3 protein-coding genes and 2 pseudogenes are annotated in these 2,559 nt (G+C 65.4%); 4 read left to right on the top strand and 1 reads right to left on the bottom strand.

All coding sequences use genetic code 11. The features are described 5' to 3' along the window. From GGD63_RS40530 to GGD63_RS39860, 4 genes and pseudogenes are all read left to right on the top strand, one after another. Positions 1-157 (top strand): annotated as a pseudogene (locus GGD63_RS40530) (GDP-L-fucose synthase); the annotation flags it as partial. Between the two features lie 76 nt (positions 158-233). Beyond that, entirely contained in the window at positions 234-686 is a 453-nt protein-coding gene (locus GGD63_RS39870) for a DUF2231 domain-containing protein (protein WP_312013541.1), read from the top strand. Further along, complete coding sequence (locus GGD63_RS39865; protein ID WP_183250655.1) at positions 683-2,017, top strand: sorbosone dehydrogenase family protein; 1,335 nt, start codon at positions 683-685, stop codon at positions 2,015-2,017. The genes GGD63_RS39870 and GGD63_RS39865 overlap by 4 nt, the downstream gene beginning before the upstream one ends. A 33-nt stretch (positions 2,018-2,050) precedes the next feature. Then, the gene (locus GGD63_RS39860) at positions 2,051-2,254 is read left to right on the top strand and encodes a hypothetical protein (RefSeq protein ID WP_018647184.1); all 204 of its coding nucleotides are present in this window, start codon (positions 2,051-2,053) and stop codon (positions 2,252-2,254) included. A 5-nt stretch (positions 2,255-2,259) separates the two neighbouring features. Here the strand turns inward: GGD63_RS39860 and GGD63_RS41065 are convergent. Further along, positions 2,260-2,370: pseudogene (locus GGD63_RS41065) on the bottom strand (sugar kinase); the annotation flags it as partial. Between the last annotated feature and the right edge of the window lie 189 nt (positions 2,371-2,559).

The raw sequence follows: 2,559 nt of genomic DNA, 5'->3' as shown, positions 1-2,559 counted from the left end.
TAGCGGCGAGATCTCATTCGACACAACGCGGCCCGACGGAACGCCACGCAAGCTGCTCGACGTCAGCCGCCTCGACAAGCTCGGCTGGCGCGCCACGACCTCGCTTCACGATGGCCTGAAGCGCGCATATGCGGCGTATCAGGCGGGCGTGCATTGACCGCGCTGCAGTAGGAACCTTCGCCGCAAGCGTGAGTTGGCGGGTCGGGCAGGGCGAAAGCCATACGAGGCCGACCGTGCAGCAAGACGTGCACGTGCACAGCACCGCGCAAATCACAGGCCATCCGATTCATCCGATGCTGGTGCCGGTCCCGATCGTGTGCTTCACCGGCGCGCTGCTGACCGACATTGCCTATGTCGTCAGCGCAGAGATCATGTGGGCGAATTTTTCCGCCTGGCTGCTGCTCGTCGGCGTCATCTTCGGCGTGCTGGTGGCGATTGCGGGCCTGATCGATTTCCTTGGCAACCGCCTGGTGCGCGCGCAGCCGCCGGCCTGGCCGCATCTGCTCGGCAACGCGGTGGCGCTGGTCCTCGCCGTCATCAATGTCCTGATCCACACGCGCGATGCCTGGACCTCGGTGTGGCCGACCGGGCTCATTCTTTCGGTGCTCACCGTCCTGATCCTGCCGGTCACCGGCTGGCTCGGCTGGGCCATGGTCTATCGCCACGGCGTGGGAGTTGCGCGATGACGTCCATGCTTGCCCGCGCGCTCGTGTGCTGCTCGCTGCTGTGCCTCGCCGGCTGCGACGATGGCAGCGGCGATCCCAAGGCGCAGATCGGCGCCAACCCGAAGCTCCCCGAGATCCAGCAATATTGGCTGCCGCCGATACACATCGCGCGGATCGTCGGCTGGAAGAAGGACGAGACGCCGACGGTCGCGGAGGGCTTGCAGGCCAAAGCCTTCGCGACGGGCCTGCAGCATCCGCGCTTCCTCTATGTGCTTCCCAATGGCGACGTACTGGTGGTGGAATCCAAGGCGCCGAAGGGTGCGCCGATCAAGCGGCCCAAGGAAATAGTGACAGGCTACGTCGAGTCCTGGGCGACGTCAGGCGGCGATACCGGCGAGAGCAATCGCATCACGTTGCTGCGTGACACGAACGGCGATGGCGTCCCCGATACCCAAAGCGTCTTCCTCGACCATCTCAATTCGCCCTTCGGCGTCGCGCTGGTCGGCAACGATCTCTATGTCGCCAACACCGACGCCATCGTCAAATATCCTTACACCGAAGGCGACACCAAGATCACCGCGCCGGGTACGGTGCTGACGCCGCTGCCGGGCGGCCCGATCGACCATCACTGGACCAAGAGCCTCGTCGCCAGCCCCGACGGCTCAAAGCTCTATGCGGGCGTCGGCTCCAACAGCAACATCACCGAGAACGGCATGGAGGCCGAGCACAATCGCGCCGCCATCCTCGAAGTCGACCGCGACAGCGGCCGCTGGCGCATCTTTGCGAGCGGCCTGCGCAATCCGAACGGCCTCAGCTTCGAGCCGCAGACCGGCGCTTTGTGGACGGTTGTGAACGAGCGCGACGAGCTCGGCCCCGACCTCGTGCCCGACTACATGACATCGGTGAAGGACGGCGGCTTCTATGGCTGGCCCTACAGCTATTACGGCCAGCATGTCGACCCCCGCGTCAAGCCGGAGCGGCCTGATCTCGTCGCCAAGGCGATCGTGCCCGACTACGCACTGAGCTCGCATGTCGCCCCGCTCGGAATGGCCTTCTCTACCGGGACCAGCCTGCCAAGCGCCTATCGCGGCGGCGCCTTTGTCGGTGAGCACGGCAGCTGGAACAGGCAGGTGCTGAACGGCTACAAGGTCGTGTTCGTGCCGTTCAGCGACGGCAAGCCGAGCGGACAGGCGCAGGACGTCGTGACCGGCTTCCTCAATAGCGATAACCACGCGCGCGGCCGTCCCGTCGGCGTCGCCATCGACAAGACCGGCGCGCTGCTGGTCGCCGACGACAGCGGCAACACGGTGTGGCGCGTGGGCGCGGCGCATCCGCAGCTCACGCAGCGATAGAGCATGGATATGAGAGAGCTGGAGGAGGAGACCATGGGCCTTGCTCAATATGCGATCGTGCCGGTGCAGGACGAATGGGGCGTGCTTCACGACGGCGACGTCAAGAGCCGGTATGCCACCAAGGAAGCTGCGTTCGAGTCAGCGGTCGCCGCAGCTTCGCTGGCGCTGCGCGAGGGACATGAGGTTCATGTCAGCGTTCCCGGCCGCGAGGCCGGCGAGAATGCGCTCGGTAGTTAACATCGTCACACGATCAGCCGCCCGCGCCGCGCGGCGATGCCAATCGTGACCTCTGCGCCGGCGTTGAAATCGAGGCGGTCGGCCTCAATGCCATCGCTGAAGATGACGCCGCCCTGGCCGAGTGCGATGTCATCGGGCGCGAAGATGAAGTCGGTAGCAAGCCGCGTTCGATGACCTGGTGGCGCCCCCATTGCTCCAGCACCTCAGGATGCAGGGCTATCGCATATGACTCGTTGCGGCGGCCTGCGCGCACGCCTCGTCCTTCGAGACGGCGCTTACGCGCCTCCTCAGGATGAGGCTAATCA

The sequence above is a fragment of the Bradyrhizobium sp. cir1 genome, assembly GCF_014198245.1.
Taxonomy (GTDB): domain Bacteria; phylum Pseudomonadota; class Alphaproteobacteria; order Rhizobiales; family Xanthobacteraceae; genus Bradyrhizobium.
Note: the sequence above shows the minus strand (reverse complement) of the source record. Positions and strands in the feature narration are given on the sequence as shown.

Bases quoted from the DNA above. Each gene is read 5' to 3' on its own strand.
- GGD63_RS39865 (WP_183250655.1), top strand. From the start codon at position 683: ATGACGTCCATGCTTGCCCGCGCGCTCGTGTGCTGCTCGCTGCTGTGC.
- GGD63_RS39860 (WP_018647184.1), top strand. From the start codon at position 2,051: ATGGGCCTTGCTCAATATGCGATCGTGCCGGTGCAGGACGAATGGGGC.